At 73.3% G+C, this 3,332-nt stretch carries 1 protein-coding gene and 3 pseudogenes; 1 reads left to right on the forward strand and 3 read right to left on the reverse strand.

Features of this window, described 5'->3' with window-relative positions; translation table 11 throughout:
• From RH94_RS44530 to RH94_RS44540, 3 pseudogenes are all read right to left on the reverse strand, one after another.
• A pseudogene (locus RH94_RS44530) lies at positions 1 to 1,092 on the reverse strand (tetratricopeptide repeat protein); the annotation flags it as partial.
• Positions 1,089 to 1,874, reverse strand: a pseudogene (locus RH94_RS44535) (HSP90 family protein); the annotation flags it as partial. The pseudogenes RH94_RS44535 and RH94_RS44530, both read right to left, overlap by 4 nt.
• A 1-nt stretch (position 1,875) precedes the next feature.
• Positions 1,876 to 2,970: pseudogene (locus RH94_RS44540) on the reverse strand (HSP90 family protein); the annotation flags it as partial.
• A gap of 165 nt (positions 2,971 to 3,135) precedes the next feature.
• On the opposite strand from RH94_RS44540, the gene RH94_RS44545 reads away from it, so the two are divergent.
• The coding region (locus RH94_RS44545; RefSeq protein WP_234426037.1) for a hypothetical protein at positions 3,136 to 3,332 on the forward strand (197 nt) is incomplete at its 3' end.

Below are 3,332 nucleotides of genomic sequence, written 5' to 3' on the forward strand. Positions count from 1 at the left end.
CAGCCGGTCCACCAGCGGGCGCCGCGCCATGCGCGCGCGTGTCCGGTCGCCGATGCGGGAGGTGCCGTTGCGCTCGTCGAAGCGGGCCGCCAGGGCCGACGCCTCCGCGCGCGTGTGCCCGGCGAGTTCACCGGCCGTCCAGGAGCGCCCCGCGGGCCCGGGCACCGGCTGCCCGTCCAGGCCCAGCTCGACCAGCCGGTCCATGAGCAGGGTCACCACCGCCAGGAAGCCCAGCTTGCTGAGCGGGTTGCCGTCGTCCGTGAAGTACGCCGGCCGCTCGGCCAGCAGCTCCAGTGCGCGCGCCTCGTTGCCGGTCAGCGCGCAGAACTCCACGTGCTCGGCGTAGGCGCCGCGCATGCTCTCCATCGGCCGCACCAGCCGCACACCCCGCAGATGATGGGCGCGCGCATCGTCGGGGCGGCCGAGCCGCAGCAACGGCACCAGGGAGGAGGCGAGGACGGCGTGCGGCTCGTGGGCGCAGGAGAACTCGCCGTCCAGCACCGGCCGCCACAGCTCGACGGCCTCCGCGTCCCGGCCGCGCTCGGCCTGCCACGCGCCCTGGTCGTGCAGTTCGCAGGCGTGGCAGTCGGCCATGCCGTCCCGGTCGGCGGCCAGCCACGCCGCGTACGCCCGCTCCGCGCGCGCGAGGTCCCCGATGTGCCGGGCGACGCTGAACTCGGCGCTGCGCACGGCGCGTTCGGAGTGGCCGGCGAGCCGGTAGCGGTGCTCCATCTCGGCGAGCCACTTCTCCACGGAGGCCAGTGGGATGTGCGGCTGGCCCAGCATGCCCGCCGACATCCACTTGAAGACCCAGTGCAGCGAGTGGGTCTCGTACTCGTCGAAGTCCTCCGGGCGTTCGTCCCACATGCGCAGCAGCCGCGCGAAGGGGACGAACATCTTGTCCTTCTCGGAGCTGTAGTTGTAGACCTTCAGCTGGTGCCCCAGGGCCTCGATGACGGCGAGCGGGATGTTCAGCTTCTCGGCCTCGGCGAGCAGGTGCTCCGCGCGCGCGTTGCGGGCCGGCCCCTCCGGCTGCTCGCCGTTGGCGGTCATCGCCCGGCGCAGGGTTTCCAGGTCGGTGATCCCACTCATCGGTGACCGCCCCCCGCCGAGTCGGTGTCGCTGTGGGTGGCCCACTCCAGCAGGCCGATGAACGCGCGGTTCAGCAGCGCCGAGTCGGCGGGCCGCAGCGGGCGCTGCGCCATCAGCAGCGCCTGCCCGTACAGCGACTCGGTCGCCGTCCCGATCAGCTCCGCGTCGCCCAGCGAACCGATCCTGCGGATCAGCGGGTTGAGGTGGTTGAGCACCAGACGCGCGCGGGGGGCGCTGCCCCGCAGCGAGCCGAGGATGCCCGCCCACAGGTCGTCGGCCTGTGCCTCGGCCTCGGCGCGGGCCTGCTCGTGCCGGGCCGCTCTGTCGTCCAGGTGCAGCGCGGGCACGGACAGCGGGTGGAAGGCGCGCAGCACGACATCGCAGCCCAGCGGGTCCAGCCTGGCCCGCGCGGCGGTGAGGAAGCCCGACAGGGCCAGTTCCTCGGCCGGGTCGACGGAGTCCAGGTGCGCGGTCACGGTGTCCGCGTCCAGCTCGGCGACCGCCGTCCCCGGGCGCACCGACGGCAGCGCCTCGACCAGCTCACTGTCGTAGGTGTAGCCGCCGTTGACGACGCCGACGCCCTGCGCGGAGGCGATCGGAGCGACCTGCCGGTACTCCTCGACCGTGCGCGTGAAGTGCACGACCGGGTGGCGCTGCGCGAACTCCTCCAGGGACAGCCGCCCGTCGGTCGTCTCGAACGGCAGCCACGGCAGCATCGTGCGCAGCATCTCCGTGTCGTGCCGGGCCAGCGACTTCACCCCCAGGTGGTGCACCGACAGGAANGGCGGCCAGCCGCTCCGGATCGCCGGCCGCGAGAGAGGTCAGCCAGGAGCGGATCCGCTCGCCCAGCGCCTCGCGTACGCCGGCCAGCGTCTCGTCCTCGTACAGCGACTCGCGCGAGGCGGTGGGCCGCAGGCTGTCCGTGTCGAGCACGCAACGCACGAAGAACGCCCAGTCGGGCAGCAGTTGTTCGGCCCGCTCGGTCAGCAGCATGCCCTTCAGGTGCACGCGGTGACCCGCCCGCTGCGCCGGACTGACCGCCGAGGGCAGCACGTACGCCACCCCGCGGATCCCGGCCAGCGGCACGTCCAGACCGACGGAGTCCAGCGGGGTGAAGCCGAACAGCTCGTGGCAGTGCCGGGCCAGGGCGACCCGGCGGGCGGCGGGGGAGGGGTACGCCCGGTCCCAGGGCGCGGGCAGGTCGGTGACGGCCTCCTCGCCCACCCGTACGTCGTACGGCAGCAGCGAGCCGAAGTCCCGCGCCAGCGCGAGCACCCGCTCCTCGGCCAGCCACTCGCCGGCCCCCGCCCGCGCCTGGAGGTGCACGGTGGTGCCGGGCTCCGGGCGGGCGGAGTCGGGCAGGGTCCGCACGGTGTACGAGCCGTCGTCGCGTGCCGTCCACTCCACGGGCGGGGCCTCCGGCACGCGCGCGCTGCGGCTGACCACCCGGATCCGCTCGGCCACCACGAAGCAGGCCAGCAGGCCGATGCCGAACTGGCCGAGGAAGTCCGAGCGGGCCTCCCGCAGCCCCTCGGCCCGCTTGGAGCTGCGGCCGATGGTGGCCAGCAGCTCGTGCACGTCGGACTCGGTGAGGCCGACGCCGGTGTCCTCCACCCGCAGCGTGCCGCCGTCCGCGAACAGCCGCACCCGGGCGGGAGCCTCCGGCTCCCCGGCACGCCGGGCGGTGATGGCGTCCACGGCGTTCTGCAGCAGCTCGCGCAGGTAGACCTTGGGGCTGGAGTACAGGTGGTGCGAGAGCAGGTCCACCAGACCGCGCAGGTCGACCTGGAACATATGGGCCGGCTGGGGCTGCTGGGGAGACGGGGATGATTGGGACACCTGGGATGCCTGTGCTGGCTGTGAGCTCTGGAAGTCCATCGTCGCAGCGCCGGTGGGGGACTTCGCGTCGGCGCGGGGTCGGGCGGTCCCGGTGGGGCGGTGACCGCGAAGGGAGGCCGGAGCGCGTCATCCTAGAACCCGGACGGCCCGGCTGACCAGGGGTTTTCCGAAACGTATACGGCGTTGTCAGTGCCGTGGTGTGCAATGGATCTCGTGCCTGCACTGCGAGAACCACTGGAACAGCCACTGAAGTCGGTGCTCGGCCCCGCCACCGCGAAGGTGATGGCCGAGCACCTCGGCCTGCACACCGTCGGCGACCTCCTCCACCACTACCCGCGCAGATACGAGGAGCGCGGCCGGCTCACCCACCTCGCCGACCTGCCCATGGACGAGCACGTCAC

Source organism: Streptomyces kebangsaanensis (assembly GCF_001906585.1).
GTDB lineage: Bacteria > Actinomycetota > Actinomycetes > Streptomycetales > Streptomycetaceae > Streptomyces > Streptomyces kebangsaanensis.